Annotated in this window: 15 protein-coding genes; 1 reads left to right on the forward strand and 14 read right to left on the reverse strand. The window is 73.9% G+C overall.

Annotation, left to right across the window (positions count from 1 at the left end; genetic code table 11):
* The first annotated feature begins 32 nt into the window (after nucleotides 1-32).
* On the forward strand, nucleotides 33-602 hold the full coding sequence (locus tag HD596_RS29645; RefSeq protein ID WP_185072568.1) for a TetR/AcrR family transcriptional regulator: 570 nt from the start codon (nucleotides 33-35) through the stop codon (nucleotides 600-602).
* Nucleotides 603-1,098: 496 nt separating this feature from the next.
* On the opposite strand, the gene HD596_RS29650 is transcribed toward HD596_RS29645, so the two are convergent.
* The 14 genes from HD596_RS29650 to HD596_RS29715 form a co-directional block, all read right to left on the reverse strand.
* Nucleotides 1,099-1,272, reverse strand: a complete 174-nt coding sequence (locus tag HD596_RS29650; protein WP_376776152.1) for a hypothetical protein — start codon at nucleotides 1,270-1,272, stop codon at nucleotides 1,099-1,101.
* A gap of 37 nt (nucleotides 1,273-1,309) precedes the next feature.
* Nucleotides 1,310-3,178: an ABC transporter ATP-binding protein gene (locus HD596_RS29655; protein ID WP_185072570.1), complete on the reverse strand. Its 1,869-nt coding sequence runs from the start codon at nucleotides 3,176-3,178 to the stop codon at nucleotides 1,310-1,312.
* On the reverse strand, nucleotides 3,171-4,994 hold the full coding sequence (locus HD596_RS29660; protein ID WP_185072571.1) for an ABC transporter ATP-binding protein: 1,824 nt from the start codon (nucleotides 4,992-4,994) through the stop codon (nucleotides 3,171-3,173). The genes HD596_RS29655 and HD596_RS29660 overlap by 8 nt, the downstream gene beginning before the upstream one ends.
* Nucleotides 4,967-6,148, reverse strand: a complete 1,182-nt coding sequence (locus HD596_RS29665) for a lanthionine synthetase LanC family protein (RefSeq protein WP_185072572.1) — start codon at nucleotides 6,146-6,148, stop codon at nucleotides 4,967-4,969. The genes HD596_RS29660 and HD596_RS29665 overlap by 28 nt, the downstream gene beginning before the upstream one ends.
* Nucleotides 6,149-6,245: 97 nt before the next feature.
* Entirely contained in the window at nucleotides 6,246-6,392 is a 147-nt protein-coding gene (locus HD596_RS29670; RefSeq protein ID WP_185072573.1) for a hypothetical protein, read from the reverse strand.
* A 53-nt stretch (nucleotides 6,393-6,445) separates the two neighbouring features.
* Nucleotides 6,446-8,821: a lantibiotic dehydratase gene (locus tag HD596_RS29675; protein WP_185072574.1), complete on the reverse strand. Its 2,376-nt coding sequence runs from the start codon at nucleotides 8,819-8,821 to the stop codon at nucleotides 6,446-6,448.
* Nucleotides 8,818-9,675 carry a thiopeptide-type bacteriocin biosynthesis protein gene (locus tag HD596_RS29680; RefSeq protein ID WP_185072575.1) on the reverse strand — a complete coding sequence of 286 codons (858 nt, stop codon included), beginning with the start codon at nucleotides 9,673-9,675 and terminating at the stop codon, nucleotides 8,818-8,820. The genes HD596_RS29675 and HD596_RS29680 overlap by 4 nt, the downstream gene beginning before the upstream one ends.
* 68 nt (nucleotides 9,676-9,743) lie before the next feature.
* The gene (locus HD596_RS29685) at nucleotides 9,744-12,653 is read right to left on the reverse strand and encodes an adenylate/guanylate cyclase domain-containing protein (RefSeq protein ID WP_185072576.1); all 2,910 of its coding nucleotides are present in this window, start codon (nucleotides 12,651-12,653) and stop codon (nucleotides 9,744-9,746) included.
* Nucleotides 12,654-12,770: 117 nt separating this feature from the next.
* The gene (locus tag HD596_RS29690) at nucleotides 12,771-12,956 is read right to left on the reverse strand and encodes an aroma-sacti cluster domain-containing protein (RefSeq protein WP_185072577.1); all 186 of its coding nucleotides are present in this window, start codon (nucleotides 12,954-12,956) and stop codon (nucleotides 12,771-12,773) included.
* The gene (locus HD596_RS29695; protein ID WP_185072578.1) at nucleotides 12,914-13,633 is read right to left on the reverse strand and encodes an iron-containing redox enzyme family protein; all 720 of its coding nucleotides are present in this window, start codon (nucleotides 13,631-13,633) and stop codon (nucleotides 12,914-12,916) included. Before HD596_RS29695 ends, HD596_RS29690 begins: the two co-directional genes overlap by 43 nt.
* Nucleotides 13,630-14,604 (reverse strand): radical SAM family protein, encoded by a 975-nt coding sequence (locus HD596_RS29700; protein ID WP_221519582.1) that lies wholly within the window; start codon nucleotides 14,602-14,604, stop codon nucleotides 13,630-13,632. Before HD596_RS29700 ends, HD596_RS29695 begins: the two co-directional genes overlap by 4 nt.
* 8 nt (nucleotides 14,605-14,612) lie before the next feature.
* On the reverse strand, nucleotides 14,613-15,692 hold the full coding sequence (locus HD596_RS29705; protein ID WP_185072580.1) for a radical SAM protein: 1,080 nt from the start codon (nucleotides 15,690-15,692) through the stop codon (nucleotides 14,613-14,615).
* Nucleotides 15,692-16,345 (reverse strand): GAF domain-containing protein, encoded by a 654-nt coding sequence (locus HD596_RS29710; RefSeq protein ID WP_185072581.1) that lies wholly within the window; start codon nucleotides 16,343-16,345, stop codon nucleotides 15,692-15,694. The genes HD596_RS29705 and HD596_RS29710 overlap by 1 nt, the downstream gene beginning before the upstream one ends.
* Before the next feature lie 11 nt (nucleotides 16,346-16,356).
* Complete coding sequence (locus tag HD596_RS29715; RefSeq protein WP_185072582.1) at nucleotides 16,357-17,184, reverse strand: S8 family serine peptidase; 828 nt, start codon at nucleotides 17,182-17,184, stop codon at nucleotides 16,357-16,359.
* Nucleotides 17,185-17,266: the final 82 nt, after the last annotated feature.

A 17,266-nucleotide genomic window follows, 5' to 3' on the forward strand; every position in this document is an offset into this window, starting at 1 on the left:
AAATACTTAAAGGGTGTAAGAAAGGTGGGCGGATGGCACGGGCAGGCGTGACGGCGGAGCGGCTGACCAGCGCGGCGGCGGACCTGGCCGACGAGATCGGCTTCCAGAACGTGACGGTCTCGGCGCTCGCGCGCGGGTTCGGGGTCAAGCCCGCCGCCCTGTACGCGCACGTCAAGGACGCGCAGGACCTGCGGTTCAGGGTGCGGGAGCTGGCCCTGGGGGAGATGGCCGACAGGGTCGCCGCCGCGCTGGCCGGCCGGGCGGGCAAGGAGGCGCTGGTGGCCTTCGCCAACGCCTACCGGGACTACGCGAAGGAGCACCCGGGCAGGTACGCCGCAGCGCAGCTCGAACTCGACCCCGAGACGGCGGCCACCCGCGCGGCGGGCCGGCACTCGGAGCTGACGCGGGCGCTCCTGCGCGGCTACGGGCTGTCGGACCCCGACCAGACGGACGCGATACGGCTGCTGGGCGGCACCTTCCACGGATACGTGTCCCTGGAGACGACCGGCCGGTTCGCCACCCATCCGCGCAGCGCGGACGTGTCGTGGTCCAGAGCGCTGGACGCGCTGGACGTCCTGCTCAGAAACTGGCCGGAAGCCTGAACCTCTCTGTGGCCATCCTGTGGCGGATATATGGCTCCTGCGCCGAGTGTCATGCGAAGAGCAGTTCGCTGAAGGAGGCGGGAAAAGTGGCCGAAAGCGCCATCCTCATCGCCTTGGTGGTGCTGGCCGGCACCGTCATCCTGCGGCGGGACCTGGGGCGTCATCTGTCCCGCCGGCGTCGTCCACCCCGCGCCACGCCCGTGTTCTTGCCGCCTTGCTGCAGCCCGCTCATCGCTCGCCACCGCCCGCGAGAAGGCCGATCGGCCAGGTGCGCGTACGAACGGGTGCGCCGGCACGCCTGAGATCTGACAGTTCTACGCCGAGGAGCGGATTGGATCGGCCAGGCCCTGTCCGGTCTCGGGAGCCCAGATGACGATCGTCGCGGTGCTGTTCCAGTTCTGGGAGATGACCGGCACACCGCGTGGACCGGCGCCGTCGGCCTGTCGCAGGCGATCCCGTCCGCCGGGATCCTGGGGTGGTGGTCGCGCATTTCTGCTCAGGCGCTGTCGGAGGCCCGGCCTCGCGGGCGCAGGTAGTCGAGGATCATGGTGCCGACGGCGCGCCGGGCGCTGTGGCGGACGGCGGCGAGCGCGCCGGCGACGGTGGCCTGAACGGCGAGCGCGTCCACGTCCGCACGCACCGCGCCGGCCTGCTGGGCGCGGTGCAGCAGGGCGTCGACGGCACACCGGTCAAGAAGCCCGTTACTCCTAGAGTTCGGCCCCCACCGGGGGTGCGTCGTCGAAGTCCTTGTCCAGGGCGTCGGTCCACGAGGGCTTCGTCTCCTCGTACCCCTTGGCGTGCAGCCGGTAGAGCGTGGCGTACAGGCCGTCCAGGGCCATGAGCTCCGCGTGGCTGCCCAGCTCGCGGATCGTGCCGCCGTCCAGGACCACGATGAGGTCGGCGGTGCGTACGGTCGCGAACCTGTGCGAGACGAAGACCGTGATCGTGCCGTTCTCCGTCTGGCCGGCGGCGAGCTGGAAGCGCCGGAAGATCTCGTACTCGCTCGCTGGGTCGAGGCTGGCGGCCGGCTCGTCGAGGACGCGGAGGATCGGCGCGTCCCGCATGATCGACCGGGTCAGCGCGACCTTCTGCCACTGACCGCCCGACAGGTCGGTGCCGCCCGGGAACGCGGGGCCGAGCTGGGTCCGCAGGCCATGGGGGAGCAGGCCGGGCAGGGCGGAGGCGCCCGCGCGGTCGAGGGCGTCCATGACGGCGGGCTCGTCGTCGATGCGGGGCAGGTCGCCGATGCCGGCCGACTCCTGCAGCAGGAACTCCAGGCGGCAGAAGTCCTGGAAGCACGCCGTCACCCGGTCGCGCCAGGCCTGGACGTCGTAGTCGGCCAGGTCGCTCCCGCCGTACGTGATCCGGCCCGCGGTGGGGTCGTACAGCCGGCACAGCAGCTTGACCAGCGTCGTCTTGCCCGCGCCGTTCTCGCCCACCACGGCCACGGTACGGCCGGCGGGAAGCCGCAGCGACACGTCCCGCAACACCGGCCGGGCGGCGTCCGGATAGCTGAAGGAGACGTTCTCCAGGACGAGGTCCGAGCCGGCGGCGGGCGCGGGGGCGCCCGCCTCCCGCGGCCGGATGCGGGCCCTGGCGTGGTCGTCCAGCCACAGGTAGTAGCCCATGGCGCGCAGCGTCTTCTGCATCCAGGAGAGCATCTGGATCAACCCGGAGACGCTGCCGGTCAGCTGCCCGCCCAGCGCGATGGTGAGGACGACGTCACCGGGGCTCGCCTGGCCCCGCAGCGCCGCCGTGACGACGAGGTAGAGCGCGCCGGCGAAGCCCGCCCCGAAGATCAGCCAGCCGACGGAGGTCCACATGCCCGTACGGACCTCCGCCTGCCGCCGGGGCCTGTCGACCTGCTCCCACAGGGCGCGGTGGCGGGCGGCGATCTCCTCCTGCAGGCCGAAGACCCGCAGCTCCTTGGCCGCGCCCGGGGAGCAGGCGGTCGTGAACAGCCCCTGCCGCAGCCGCGCCGGCGCCACGGTCGTCTCCTCCGCCCTGGCGGTGGCCCGCTCGCCGCGCCGGACGGCGAGCACCGTGGGAAGGGCCAGCAACAGCAGGAGCAGGAACTCCGGGCGGACGCTCATCAGCAGCGCGACGGTGGAGCCGAAGGCGACGAGCGCCCGCAGGTTCTCCACCAGGGCGCCGAAGGCCGAGCCGAGCGAGGTGCGGTGGCTGCGGAGCAGTTCGAGCTGGTCCTGATAGGGCGGGTACTCGTGGTGGTCCAGGTGGGGCAGGCCGCTGGTCATCGCCATGATGCGCTGGTCGAGCAGGAGCCCGACCCGCTGCTGCAACCGGATGCGAAGGTCCGCGGCGACCGTGCCCGCGAGCTGGCCGGCGACGAGCGCGCCCGCCAGGATGAGGGCGGCGGTCAGCATGCCGGGCAGGTCCGCCTCGACCGCCGAGTTCACCATGCGCTGCAGGCCGACCGCCGTCACGGCGGCGACCGCGCCGACCACCGGCGCGAGCCCGAGGACGAGGGCGGCCCGGGGGGCGTCGGCCTTGAAGGCGGCCCCGACCAGCAGGGCCATGGCCCGGACCGCGACGCGCGGGGAGGTTCGGTCAGACATGGCGGGCCTCCCTGAACGGCGCGCTCTGCAGGGTGAACAGGTGGGCGTACCGCCCGTCGAGTGCCATCAGCTCCTCGTGCGAGCCGTACTCGATGACCTCGCCGCCGTCGATCACGCAGATCCGGTCCGCCAGCCGTACCGTGGCGAACCGGTGCGACACCAGGATCGTGGTGAGCCCGCGAGTGATCTCCAGGAAGTGCTCGTAGATCTGGGCCTCCGCGCGTACGTCGAGGTTGGCGGTCGGCTCGTCGAGGACGAGCACGCGGGCGCCGTGCTCGACCGCGAACAGCGCGCGGGCCAGCGCGACGCGCTGCCACTGGCCGCCGGACAGGTCGGTGCCGCCCTCGAACCTGCGGCTGAGCGGGGTGTCCCACCCCGCCGGGAGCCTGGGCAGGAAGTCGTTGAGGCCGGAGAGCTTGGCGGCACGGTCGAACGCGCCGTTGGAGCGGTCGGCGTCGAGCCGCCCGAATCCGACGTTGTCCCGCAGGGACAGCTCGTAGCGGACGAAGTCCTGGAAGACGATCGCCAGCTGGCGGCGCCAGGCGAGCGGGTCGAGGGTACGCAGGTCCACGCCGTCGACCGTGATCCGGCCGGAGACGGGGTCGTAGAGCCGGGCCAGCAACTTGATCAGCGTGCTCTTGCCCGCGCCGTTCATCCCGACGATCGCCAGTGACGAACCGGCCGGGATGCTCAGGTCCAGGCCCTTCAGGACCGGACGGTCGGGGTAGCCGAACCGTACGTCCTCGAACCGGATCTCCTGCGCGGGCAGCCGCTCGTCCGGCGCGGTGGTGCCCGGCCGGCTCAGCTCGGCCTCCACCCCGAGGCGGCCGACCGCCAGGGCGTGCGGCACGGCGGCGCTCGCCTGGGCCAGCATCCACTGGATGTCCCCGATCCAGCCCAGCGCGCCCATGGCCGCGATGGCCTGCAGGGCGACGGTGATCGGCTCCACACCGAGCCGCCCGCCCGACACGGCGAAGGCCAGGTAAGCGAACACGGCGGCATGCGAGAGCGCCAGCAGGGCCGGGCCCGCCACCCTGCTGGGCAGCCGGCCGGACCCGGCCAGCGCGTCCATGCCGGCGAGCCAGGCGCGGGTGAAGCGGTCGTGCAGCCAGTCCTGGAAGCCGAAGACCCTGACCTCCTTGGCCGCGGCGTCGCCGATCGCGAGATCCCGGGCGTAGGCGGCCTGCCGGAGCGCGGGCATCGACTCTTCCTCGGCGTCCACGGCCTTCCTGACCTCGCGCAGCCGCCATCGGGACAGCGTGATCCAGGCGGCGGCCAGCGGCAGCGGCAGCCACCATTCGACGGTGGCGAGCAGGATCGCCGCGGCGAGCCCGTTCAACCGGCTGGACGCGAGCCGCGCGAGCGACGTCACGGCGTCGCCGGGCGGGTAGCCTGTCGCCAGTCCCTGCGCGAGCTGGATGCGGTCGGCGATGGCGGGATCGCTGAGATGACCGATGCCGACCGGCCGGAGCGCTCCTTCGAGGGTCGTCTGGCCGAGCGTCGCGTTGAGCCGTCGCGCCAGCTCGCCGGAGATCATCCCCAGGACGGGCGTGAGGGCCAGCCGCGCCACGAAGACGGCGATGAAGACGGCCAGATCCAGCGCGAGGCCCGCGTCACCGGCCGCCCGGCTTGCCACGTCTGCGACGACGGCGGCGCCGGCCAGCATGAACCCGCTGGACAGCAGGGCCTGCAGCAGCACGACGGCGGTCAGGGCAACGGTCAGCGGGAGCGAGACGCGCGGCAGGAGGCGGATCACCTCCAGCACGCCGCTCGCGCGGCGACCGGGGGTCACCTCAGTCCCAGTGAGGCCAGCCATCGCCGGTCACCTCCGCTCCTCGTCAGCAGCGCGGACAGCACCCCGGGTGCGCCCATCAGTAATGACCAGCCGGTCTCCGCGAGCGCGGCGGGCTCGTCGAGGTGGCCCATGAGGTGGTCCGTCAGGTGATCCGCGAGCTTCGCCGCCTCCGGCAGCCCGGCGCACCGGGCGAAGGAGTCGAACACGAGCATCAGTCCGGCGGCCCCGTGGCAGATGCCCAGACCGTCCAGATAAAGGTCATCGTCGTACGCCGCCAGGAACGATCGTGCCGACTCCAGGGCGAAGGCGCCCAGGTCGTCGTCGCCGAGCACGCGTGCGGCTTCCCACAGCGTCCAGGCGTTGCCGGGACAGCCGTAGCACCAGGCCTGCCGCCGCCCGTTTCCCTTGGGCGCGCGGTGGCCGTCCAGCCGGGTGGTCCCGAACGGCCAGGTGATCACTCCTCTGTCGTCGACGTAGGATTCGGCCACCAGCCGGCCCGCGAGCCGGCGCAGCAGGCCGTCCAGCTCCTCGCTCAGCCCGTCGGCGTCGGCGGCGGCGCGCAGGGCGGTCACGATGCCGGGCAGCCCGTGGGCCAGGCCCAGATTGATGCGGTCGACGTTCCAGCCGCGCAGCTTCTCGCCCTGGTACTGGCCCACCCGCAACCTGGACAGTGCCTCGTCCTCGCAGAGCAGTGCCAGCCGGGCGATCAGCGGCGCCCGGCCCGCGGCGTCGATGCCGGGATCGATGGCGAACGCCACGAGGACACCCGCCGGGCCCACGATGAGGTCGTAGTCCTCCCACCCGACGTTCGTGGTCCGCCAGCGCGGGGCGGCCACGTACTCGATGAGCCTGGCCCGCTGTTTCGCCAGCGGCTCGTTCAGCCGCGGCCAGACTGTGGCGGCGATCCGCAGGCCGAACATCCTGGACGACGCGCCGCCGCCGAAAAGGCCCGGATGGTAGTGAGGGCTGCGGAAGTCGCGCAGCCACGTGACCACGGCGCGGGAGGCGGCTGACTCGTCCGGCGGACGGGTCTGACCGGCGACCAGCGCGGCGAGGATGGCCGGTCCGGAGTCCGGCCTGTTCTGCGCCGGCTCGGCCGGCACGGCGTATTCCCGAAGGAGTGTCTCGGCGACCGCCTGCACGGCGGCTCGTTCGAGCACGTGGGTCGATGTCACGACGATGCCCTTTCAGCGGAGGCCGGCTCACGTGTGGATCGCCAAGGACGCCGCCTGTCGCGGCGCCCCTGGCGATCGCGCTTCAGCAGGTCGCGGTTCAGCAGGTCGCGGTGCAGCCGCCGCTGCACGGGTCGGTGAACGCGGGGTCCGAAATGCTGTGGACCTCGAGCTCGTCGACCAGTTCCTCGACGTCGTCCTGGGGCTCGGGGAGGTCCTGGGGCTCGGGGGTGGTGTTCTCGGACATGGCTGGCCACCTTTCTGTCTTGTCTTGACGGGGTGTTTCGGGCATCCGGCCGGTCACGTCGTTCCGGCCGAAATCTGGGCAGCGGCGACCGCCAGCGCTGTGGGCGGCACCGCGTGGGGCAGTCGAACGGCGACCTCCGCGGCCACGCGCTCGCTACCGTGGTCCGACACGCTCAGCTCGTCGGCCGCGGGCAACATCTCCGTGACGGTGAGCTCGTCCCCGGCCGCGAGCTCCTTGAGGGCCTGCTCGAACACCCGGACCGCGCGCAGGCTCTCCAGGTCGCAGGCCAGCGGCCGGTATCCGGACGGGCCGGCGACGAACACCCACCGGGGCAGCCCGAGCCGGTCCCGCAGCCTGGTGAGCGCCCGGAGCCCGGCCAGGTCCCCGCCGCCGGCCAAATCCAGCCGATCGGCGGGGATCCGCCACTGGGCGGCGGAGACCACCAGCGATCCGGCCACGGTGATCCGGGGGACGAAGGACCGTCCCGGGAACGCGGTGAGCGAGCAGCGCAACCGGCGGTACCGGGGGGCATGCTGCTGGGAGTCGGCGCACAGGATCCGGGTCAGCACGCTCCACGGCGTCAGGGGGCTGCGCGTCGCATGGGTGCAGATCCGTACGGGCCGGCCGGCGTGGGAGATCACGACCCGATCCGCCTCGCGATGCGCGGTGAGCTCTCCCAGCGGCAGGTACCGCGCCGCCCGCCATGTCGTGCCGTAATGGCCGGGGTCGGGGTCGCCGGTCCAGAGGGAGGTGTATCTCGGCCTGCGGATCGCGTTGGCAGCCTGCGGTACCAGCGGCGGAATCAGCAGCTCAACCGACGGTACGCCACTGATTCGGTCGAGTTCTGCGAGGAACGCCCGGTAGGCGTCGGCGGCCGGCACCGTCCCGTGCAGCCGCCGCAGCGTCTCGACGAAGCGCGCGTCGAGGACCGCCGCCGGGCCGGCGTTGTCCAGCACCCACCCGCCGCCGGGGAGCGGGCGGACCACGCAGTCGACCGGCCAGGTGATCGGGGCGTCCGATGCTCCGACGGCGTCGAGCATCGCCGGGGTGAGGTCGATGACGGGTGCCGCATCCGGCGAGGCGGCCATCAGGTCCAGGAGCCGCGCGTAGCCGGAGCCGGGGCGGTGCGCCGGGGGCCAGGCGTTCTGCGGGAGAGCGTGGCGGCTCAGCTCTCCCTCCTCGGTCCGGGCCGCCAGCTCCTCGGCGAACACGTCCATGACGGGGCGCGGTCGCGGGCCGATCCGTTCCCGCAGCCTGTCCTCCGGGGTGGGCTCGTCCTCGCCGATCAGCAGGCCGAGCCGGCGGTACTGCTCGAAGGCCCGCTGCAAGGTCGCCAGGTCGGCGGTGAAGGCGCCCTCGGCACGCCGGTACACATCGACGAACCCGGCACCGGCGTCGGAGGCGGTCGATCCGGAGGTCTTCTCCCACCGGCCGCGCCGCTGCCTCAGCGGCGCCGAGACCTCGAGCACGCCGAGCCGGACGAGCTTGCCGACGAGCCCCGGAGGCGAGCCGGGCTCCAGCGCGGACACCGGGCGGACGCCGGACCGCAGGGTCTCGACGATGCGGTCGAGCGCGGGGCTGCGCCGCAGCCGGTAGGCGAGCAGGTTGGGCGTGGCGGCGGCCGGATCGACCGTCCAGACCGCGAGGCGGTCGCCTTCCGCCCGGTGCAGCGGGGTCATCGACAGCCGGAGCTCCGGGCCCAGCCGGTCCGCGGCCGACGCGGCCAGCTCCGCCCTCCTGGCGTGGACGTTCTCCGTCCACTCGACCGCGACCTGGCCGTTCACCGAGAGCCCGGACGAGTGCCGGTCCGCCACGGGGACGAGCGACACCTGGCCCAGCCAGGTCCGCGGCGTGGTCTTGACCGCGCCCCGGGCGATCATCCGCCAGAGGTAGTCGCTGCGCCTGCGCAGCTTCTTGGAGGTCCACGGCTCGCCGCCGGCCAGCCGCCGCTCGATGTCCGCGACCACGTCCGAGGTCAGGCAGGCCCGGCCGCCGGGCACCGTGCCGAGCAGGTGCCACGGCGCCGCCAGCAGGCGGTCGTGCTCCTTCGCGACCTGGGCCTCGGCCTGCTCCTCCAGCCGCAGGAGCTCGGCGGACAGCGAGGTCACGCGGTCCAGGTGGGCGGTCAGGTCCGCGGTCGCCACGATCTCGCGCAGGCGGCGGGCCTGGTCGGCGGTGAGGGCCTGTCCCTGGTGCAGGCGGCGCCGTGCGGCGAGGACCGCCCGCCGTGCCGCGGCCGGCAGCTCCGGCCTCGGCACCACCTCGTCCCCGAGCCGTCCGGCGAGGCCGGACGCCTCCCGGAGGTGGTCGTCATGGATGTGGTTCAGCGCGCGTACGCAGGCGAACAGGTCGGGGGAGGAGGCCGCCAGCCAGAGCCGGATGGGCAGCCCCGCGACGCGGAGCACGGCCGATTCGCTCATCGTGGTCATCGCGCGTCACCCTCTTCACGGGCCAGCAGCGCCTCGGCGATCAGGGCCTGCCGCACCGACGGCAGGTTCGCCCGGTTCCAGTGGAAGATGACCAGGTACGAGGCCACCGCGCGCGGCCCCATGGCGGCCGATCCGCTCTCGAAGTAGTCGCGGAACCAGCGCTCGCCCTCCTGCCGGACGACCTGCCGGTAGTCCTCGGCGAGGTCCGCCGCCTCGGGGGACAGCTTCGCGGCCAGCGCGGCCGGCGACGGCCAGACCTCCCGCAGCGCCGCGGCCAGCCGCGCGAGCCGCGGATCCGCGACGGCGGCCGCGGCGAGGGGGCGGTGCCGTCGCACCCGTTCCCAGACCCCGAGGTCCTCCCAGCCCACGATCTCCAGCGCGCCGAACAGCGACCGGAGCAGCAGCAGCGACATCGCCCACGAGGGGCCCGGGCGGTGACCGGCCAGGCGGAGCCGGTGGTAGTCGAGCCAGGCCAGCGAGTCGGCGGTGAAGACCCGGTGGACGCTGCGCATCGACTCCGGCCCGCCGAACAGGTACGTCTCCGGCTCGTACACGCCGGGACGCCAGTCGGCGAGCACGCCGTCTCTCCGCCAGGCGGTCAGCCGGTCGCGCACCAGTGGGTCGAGCTCGGGCGAGGCCGGCCGGAACCGGATGCGCAGGCCGGGGGGTTTGTGCATGAAGAAGAAGTCGCGGGCCAGCCCGTCGCGGACGGCCTGCCGGGCGGTCACGGCCAGCTCCGCGTAGAGGTCGCCGGACCGCTCCCGGATCGGCGTGAGGCCGAACTGGAGCCAGCGCTCCGCCGTGTCCTCCAGGACCACCCCTGGCAGTACCTCGGATTCCGCCGACCGCTTCATTCGCCCACCTCCTCGGTGCCGTCTCTACGATCGTCAGGGGCGGGCTTCAGAGTCGGTTCATAGTCGGCTCATACGAGCGCGTCGATCGTTCGCAGGGCTCTGACGTCGCGTTTCACCTCGGCGTCCGCCCGGGCGAGGCCGGCGACCCGCTCGACGAGCCCGCGGTCCCGGCAGCGGGCCGCCAGCCGCAGCGACACGAGCAGGGGCGTGATCCTGGCGCCCGCCCCGTGTACCCCGTCGAGCCGGGCGCCGGCGCGGGCCACGTGCCCGGCGGCCGCGTCCGGGCGGCCCTCGCGGAGCGCGGCGGCCGCGGCGGCCTGCTCGGTCAGGACCTCGATATCCCAGCTGCCGGCGCTCTGCGCACCGGACGGGCCCGTGTCGGGCGGGCCGTCCGCGATCTGTGCGCCGGGTGGGCCGTCCCCGTTCCGCGCGCCGGGCGGGCCGTACCCGCCGAACGTCGCGTGCCAGAGCCTGGCCGACTGCGCGCCCGCGCTGAACCCGATCGCGTCGAACCGCCGGATGGCGCGGTCCAGGGCCTGCCCGGCGCCGTCGTGGTCGCCGTGCCGCTCCGCGAGGGTCGCGCGGAACATGTCGAGCCCCGCCAGGCCGGGCTGGTGCCCGATCCCGGCCAGGATGGACCGGCCCTCGTCGAGCAGGTTCGTGGCGGCGGCCGAGTCGCACGTCATGTCCGCGAGCAGGGCCGCCGGGCAGCCGACGGCCGCGCGTACCGTGTGGGCGTCCTTGAGCTCGGCGTGCAGCTGCGCGCAGATCGCCGTGGCCGCCGGGGCGGGGGTGTCGCCGTAGGCGAGGCAGAGCGCCAGGTTGCCGTAGATCTCGGTGGCGCCGAAGCACCAGCGCGCCCGCCGCGCGTGCCCGAACGCCTCGTGCAGCACGCCTTCGGCCGTCACGTAGTCGCCGTCCTCCATGTGCCCGATGCCTTCGAGCAGCAGCACCCTGGCGTACGCCGCCGGGTCGTCGGCCCGGTAGGCCAGCTCGCGCGCCTGGCCGATCAGGGACCGGTGCCATCGCCCGGTCATCGTGGAGCGGGCCACCGCCTCGTTGAGGGTGAGCTGCACCGCGGCCGCCAGGTTGCCGCCGGTGTCCCAGCGCTTCCTGGCCTCCGCGATCCGGGCCAGGGTCTCGTCGGCCCTCCCGGCGGCGGCCGTGGCGTACGTCTCGACGGCCGCGATCTCCAGTTCGAGGCCGGGCAGGCCGGCGTCGAGCCCGGCGACCTGGCTCGCGGTCTGCAGCGCCATCGACAGGTCGCCGCGCGAGACCGCGAACTGGGCGGCGGCACACAGGGCACGCGCCGCGCGGGCGGCGGCGTGCCGCTCCTCCGGCCCGCCCGGGCGCAGTTCGAGCCAGGCGGCGTGCGCGCGCCCGGCGTTCAGGGCGCACAGCTCGATCTCCGACGGATGGCGGTCGACGCGGGCCTCGGCCAGGTCCGCAACCTGGGCGTGCACGTGGGCGCGGTCGGCGAGTGGCAGTCTGCCGTACGCGACCTCGGCGACGACCGGCGACTCGACCTCCAGCTCGCCGGCCGAGCCCGCCCGGGTGACCAGCAGCCCGTCACCGAGCAGCTGGGCGAGCGTCTCGTCGAAGGTCTGGTCGAGCGGCGGGTCGAGGGCCGCGGCGACCCTCTCCAGGTCCCCGGCGACGCAGCTGCCGCCGAGCGCGCTGGCGATGGCGAGCAGCCGCTGGGCGTCCACGCCCAGGTGGTCGAGGCGGGCGCCCACCGCCGCCTCCGCGCTCGGCGCAATGAGATCGGTCCGGCCCTCGGCGTCCACCTGCAGGTAGGCGAGCTGTTCGAGGTAGAGCGGGTTGCCGGCGCTGCGCCGGGCGAGGTCGTCGCCCGGCGGGAGCGGCCCGAGCCGGGCGGCGACGGTCACCGCCAGCTCCTGGGCGTCCGCCGGGCCGAGGGGCGGGACGCGCAGCGTGGCCACCGGCCCGCGGGCCAGCGGCGGCTCGTCCACCCGGCCGCTGAGCATCAGCACGGCCCGGACGTCCAGGTCCGGATCGTCGAGGCCGTCCGCGAACTCGCGCACCGCCGGGGACATCCACTGGCAGTCGTCGAGGACGAGGACGACCGGACGCCGGTCCGCCGCCTCCCGCAGCAGCTCCCGCAGCGTCCAGAAGATCTCCTCCTTGCCCTGGGGCCCCTGCCCCCTGGGCACGTCTCCCCCCAGGGCCTCGGCCAGCTGGTAGAGGGGCCAGTAGCCCAGCCGCCGCCCGTCGCGCCGGCAGCGCAGGGTCAGGAACCGCGCGTCCGGCGCCATCCGCCGCGCCGCCTCGGCCACCAGCCGGGACTTCCCGACGCCCGGCTCGCCGGCCAGCACCACGGCGGGCACGCCCGGCCTGCGCAGGCCGGCCCGCAGCGCGGTGACGAGCTCGTCCAGCTCGGAACGGCGATCCACCAGCGGCGTGCGCGCCTCGCCGGCGTGCCCTTCCGCGGCGTCGGCGATCCGCCACGCCCGCAGCGGCCGGCTGAAGCCCTTGGCCGCGATCGGCTCGACGGGCCGGGTGGGTACGGTTCCCCGCACCAGCAGCCAGGTCCGCACGTCCATGACGATGCCGTCGGCCGGGGCGGCGGCCTGGAGCCGGGCGGCGCGGTTCATGACCTCGCCGATCGCGAACGACGAGTCCCGCTCGGAGAGGGCGACCTGTCCCGAGGCGATCCCGAAGCGGACCGAGAAGTCCACTCCCCGCGTACGGCGCAGGTCGGCGGCCTGGCGCGCGATCCTCTCCAGGGAGACCCGGGCACAGTCCACCGCGCGGACCGCGTCGTCCTCGTGGGTGGCCTCCACCCCGAAGACCGCGACCACGGCGTCCCCGATGAACTTCTCCACCCGCCCGCCGTGCTCGGTCGCCGCGCGGCTCACGTCGGCGAAGTACGTGGCCAGCGTGCTCTGCCAGACCTCGGGGCTGAGGCCGCGCGCGAGCTCCGTCGAGCCGGCCACGTCGCCGAAGAGCACGGTCACGAACCGCAGGGTGGTGCGGGGGGCGGACGCGGGGGACAGGGCGCTGCCGCACGACATGCAGAAGCGGGCGGCGGCGGGATTCTCACCGCCGCATTGAGCGCAGGGTCGCATCACCGGTCACCAGCACCAGCCGCCGCTCGCGTACGCATGCGCTTCGACGTCCGCGGCCTCCTCCATGCGTGCCTTGATGGAGACGAGCACCTGGAGTTCCTCGTCGCTGAGCGACTGCAGCACCGCGATCTGGTCCCCTGACGCGGTCGTCAGGTCGAAACCGGCGGCTTCCAATTGGTCGATGGTCGCCATGACCTCTCCTTTCCTGCGGCGTTCGCGCGCAGTTGGACGGCGTCTACGAGCTGCGCCAGGCCGTATGCCGTGTTGAGCGCGCTCAGACCGATCAGCGACTCCGCCTCGGGGGTGAGCGGGAGCCGGTCGATCGCGCGCCACAGCTCCTCGCGGTGCGTGCCGTCCACGACGGCATGGGTCACCAGCGTGCGGAACGCGTCCAGCGGCAGGCCCGTGCGCCGGGAGAGCAGGGGCGCCAGATCGGGAGGGGGCGGGTAGCCCTCCAGGACGGCGACGTGCCCGAGCAGCGCCACCGGGTGGACGTGCCTGATCCAGTAGTACTGGCTGCCGACCACCGCGGCGACGCACGGCGGCGGCGGGTCCGTGAACAGGGTCCCGGCGTCGCCTCCCGCGCGGGCGTAGTCGTTCACCACGTCCTGGTCGTGGCCGTACTCCTCGTGCACGTGGCGGGCGAGATAGACGGCGACGCCCCGCGCGATCTCGTCGTCGCGCGCCAGGCACGCCGTGGTGGCGTCGAGGATGAGCGGTACGGTCGCGCGCAGCATGCCGTGCAGGGCCCTGAGCCACTCCAGATAGAGCTCGCGCGGCGCGGGATGCCGCCACATCCGCTCCGTCCTGGCCAGCAGCGCGGGCATGACGAGGTCGATCTTGGCCATCAGACGCACGCTGGTGGTCATGTCCCGCCTTCCTGGCCCATGAGGGCGGTCAGCAACCGGGATCCGTCGTCCCCGGCGCTCTCGTGAAGTCGCCAGCACAGGCCGCAGACGTCCGGGTAGCGGCCGCGGGCGAGCGCGGCGAACGGCGGCAGCCGTACCAGGTCGTCCGGCCGGACCGAGCCGACGGCGCGCAGCAGCGGGTCGTCGCGGAACGCGGCCAGCGCGGCGCGCACCTCCGCCGCGCCGGTCGCCCGCCGGCGCAGCCCGCCGGGGCCGCCGCCCGTGATGACGCTCTCGTTGCAGCAGCCCGTGATCACGCCGTCGTAGCGGACGGTCGGCGACGCGGTCAGCGGGCACGGGCCCAGCTCGGCGACGCCGTAGCGGCGCCCGATCGCGAAGACGCCGCTGCCCCGGCCCGCCCGCAGCGGGGTGATCAGCGTGATCTCCGCGCGCTCGGCCCAGCCGTCCCCCAGCGTGTCGCGGAGGACCTCCTCGGCGAACGGCACCGCGCCGGGCTCGTCCAGGAGCTGGAGGACGATGTGGCAGCCGGCCCCCGCCGCGTGGGCGACGGCGCCGCCGAACCGCCGCCGGTCGACGGCGGCCTGGTGGAAGCGGTCCGTGCTCAGGATCACGGTCGAGGACCGTTCCAGCACCCGCCTGATCCACCGCGGGCATCGGGGCCCCGACGCCCAGTGGCCGCTGGAGAACAGCACGACGTCCTTGCCCGCGTCCGCGAACGCGTTCACGGCGAGGACCAGCCCGCGACGCTCGGCGAACGGCTCGCCGCCCGAGATCGCGACGGCCTCGATGCCGGGTTCGGCGCAGATCCCCGCCAGGATGTCCGCGAAGAGGCGGTGGTCGGTGATGCGCGGGCCGGCCGGGAGCGCGGCGACGGAACAGTGGGCGCACCCGACCGGGCACCGATCGGTGAGGTAGAGCAGCACGGTGCGGCCGCGCGTACGGCGCAGCCGCTCGATGTCCGCTAGCCTCAACCGGCGCATCACCGCTCCCGACCCTCCCAGCCGAGCGTCACCAGCTCGCTGTAGCGCGCGATGCCGTGGCGGCGGGCGAAGCCGTACGGGCCGTGCCGCTCCGCGAGGCCGCGTACGGCGCTCTCCATCGCCGGACCGGCCGGCGAGTCCAGATACCCGGCGACCCGTTCGCCCAGCCCGCGGTCCCGGTGCAAGGTGACGCAGACGTCGCAGTAGCCGGAGGCGACGGCGCCCGATCCGAACCGGGCCTTGGCGTAGCGCGGCCCGAACATCCGGACGGCCCGCGCCAGCGGCCGGTCCAGGTGGCGCCGGCGCAGCACCGGCCAGGGATCGTGATCGGCGTGCCCGAGCACCAGGTGCGGCGGGCGGGCGGCGGCGGCGAGGTCGTCGTTGCAGCAGGTGAGGACCGTCCCGTCGTAGGTGACCAGCGGCCAGGCCGCCATCTCGCACGGCGCGGGCCCGGCGTGCCGCACCCCGGGGCCGGCGGCCGGGCCGTCCAGAGCTTTCGCGCGCCCGACCGGCCGGAGCGGCACCACGAGCATGGGCACCTGGTCGGCGAACTCCTCCCGCACCTCGCGCACCAGGTCCGCGACGTAGGGGTCCGCGCCGCCGTCCCCGGTGATCTGCACGCTCACCCGCGGCCCCCACGAGCGGATCTCGTGCAGCACCCGGAAGGCCGCGCGCCGGCCCACCTCCCGCTCGTGGAAGCGGTCGAGACTGACCGCGAAGTGATCGACCGCCGAGATGGCCGCCCGCAGGGCCGCCGGCACCGCGTGCCCGTCCCGGGCGAAGTACAGCCCGGACAGCAGGTACGACCTCGTCCCCGACAGCCGCGCCGAGTCGGCGAGGTCGCGCACCAGGCGCGGCCGCAGGAGCGCCTCACCCCCGGACATGGCGATGAACTCCGGACGCTCCTGCCTGGTGAAGGACGCGACCAGCCGCCGGAAAGGCCGTTCCGCGTGCTCCGCGCCGTCCATGGCGGACTCCGTCGAGCAGTGCGCGCACGACAGCGGGCAGCGGCGGGTGAGGGCGAGGAAGACGCCCGCGGCGGGCACGGAGCGCAGCACCGCCATCTCGGCCAGATGCATCAGGTCACTCCGTGGCCCGTGGTGGCGGTGACGAACTTGCTCAGCGCGTTGAGCAGCTCGTCCACCGCGGCGTCGGAGGCCTCCGTACGGCTGAGCGCGATCTCCAGCCGGCTCCACGGCGTGAGACCCTCCCTGGCGCTCCGGGTAAGCGAGCGGGCGGCGGCCATGAGCATGAGCGTGATCGCCGACTGGGCGGCCAGCTCGGTGAACAGGTCGATGGCCGCCATCTCCCCGAACCGCTGCAGCGCCGGGTCGAGCACCTCCATCACGCCGATCGTGCGGTCCTCGAGCTCCAGCGGGGCCGCCATCAGGACCTTCGGCACGTATCCGGTGCTCTGCGCGAACTCCCGGTCGAAGCGCGGATCCGCCTGGACGTCGCTGAGCAGCACGGTCTCGCCGGTCTGGAACACCCACCCGGCGACGCCGCGCCCGGTCGGGATGGCGACGCCGAGCAGCCGGTCCTCGCCCTCCCCGGACGACGCCTCGAACACCAGCCGGTCGCGTTCCTCGTCGTACAGGAACACCGACGCGGCCGAGGCCGAGAACGTCAGCCGGGCCAGCCGTACGGCCGACCTCAGCAACTCGTCGTGCTCGGTGGGGCGCAGCAGCCGCCCCAGCGAGGAGGTCAGGGAATCAGGGATGCCCACGCCCATGGGTGGCCTCCTCATGTCCGGTTGTTCGCGACGGCCGCCAGCACGTGCTTGAGCTGGCCGGTGGCAAGGCCCGGGTGCCGCTGCAGGACGCGCGCGCACAGCCCGGTGATGTGCGGTGTGGCGAAGCTGTTGCCGGTCAGGCGGGAGGTTCCGCCGCCGGGCAGCGGCACCTCCACCCCGATCCCGCGAGCGAAGAACTCGGCCGGGGGCTCCGGGTTGCACTCGATGTGCTCGGCGAGGGCCAAGGTGTGCGAACCCACCGAGATCACGCTCGGGAAGTGCCAGGGATAGCTGCGCACCGGCCGGTTGTGGGCGGAGGCCACGATGGTGACCCCGGCGAAGAACGCCCTGTCGACGAGGTCGTGCAGGGCCTCCTTGTGCTCGGCGCGGCGGGTCGACATGCTCAGGTTGACCAGCGAGAAGCCCTGCTCGATGGCCCACTCCAGCGCCGCCAGCAGCACCTCGCCGCGGCCCTGCAGCCCGCTGCCGAGCACGCGGACGCTGGTCAGCTCGCAGTCCGGGGCCATGGCCCGGATGACGCCGGCGCAGGCCGTCCCGTGGCCCGCCTGGTCGCCGACCTCGTCCGGCACGACGTCCGAACCGTCAGCCGTCACCGTGAGCGGGGTGATCGGCCTGGTGAAGGCCGGGTGGTGCGCGTCGACCCCGCTGTCGATCAGGCAGATGCGCACGCCGGAGCCGGTGGCCGATCCCCAGGCCCACTCACGGGTGATCGCGCACGGCAGCGCCAGCCGGGCCGAGTCCATGACCGCGCCCCGTGAGGCGTGCGCCAGCCGGAAGGTCCGCGGCGGCGACTCCGCGACAGCCGGAAAATCAGCCATTGCCCACCCTCAGCGTCATTGTTCTGGCTCCGAGTAAATAGTGGGAGAGGGCGTTCATAGTTACTTCAGAGTCCGATCAAAG

The organism is Nonomuraea jabiensis (genome assembly GCF_014204795.1).
GTDB lineage: Bacteria > Actinomycetota > Actinomycetes > Streptosporangiales > Streptosporangiaceae > Nonomuraea > Nonomuraea jabiensis.